Raw genomic sequence first — 708 nt, 5'->3', positions numbered from 1 at the left:
CTATTGCAACAGCACTTGAATCTGATCCACCACGCCCTAAAGTAGAAATCCGATTATCTGGCGCTAATCCCTGAAAACCAGCGATCACTGCTACTTGGCCTTCCTGAAAACGCTGTATTAAAAAAGATCCATTAATATCTGTAATACGTGCACTACCATGTATATTATCAGTGTGAATAGGAATTTGCCAACCAAGCCATGAACGAGCATTTACTCCCATTGCTTGCAATTTCAGAGCTAACAAACCCGCCGTTATTTGTTCACCAGAAGCAACAACCACATCATATTCGTCAGCATCTTTATGCATTGGTGAAGCATCACGCGTCCACTGAACAAGCTCATTGGTTTTACCGGCCATTGCGGATACCACAACCGCAACCTCATTGCCTGCATCTACCTCTCTTTTGATATGCCGTGCAACATTATGAATACGCTCAATGTTTGCGACAGATGTTCCGCCAAATTTCATAACAATCCGCGCCATTAATAATACTCTTACCTTTAGATTTCTTATCTCAAACGACAATGAGAATAAGCTCTTACTTCCGTACCAAAAAACTTCTTTTTCACATACCCAATATCTATCGCTTGCGCAAGTCCACCATGTGGATGTTAATTTCCCTTGACTTTGGATAAAATCCACTTGACTTTATTAAAAGAATAGAAGGAGAGCAACATGATGAATGAAACGCGCACCACAATTGATCA

The 708-nt window shown here is 41.0% G+C and carries 1 pseudogene; it reads right to left on the bottom strand.

The window, feature by feature from the left end:
• Positions 1 to 484, bottom strand: a pseudogene (locus ACFIK8_RS11480) (aspartate kinase); the annotation flags it as partial.
• Between the last annotated feature and the right edge of the window lie 224 nt (positions 485 to 708).

It is taken from the genome of Bartonella sp. MR168JLCBS (assembly GCF_042194175.1).
This window is presented reverse-complemented; position numbering and strand designations above follow the sequence as displayed.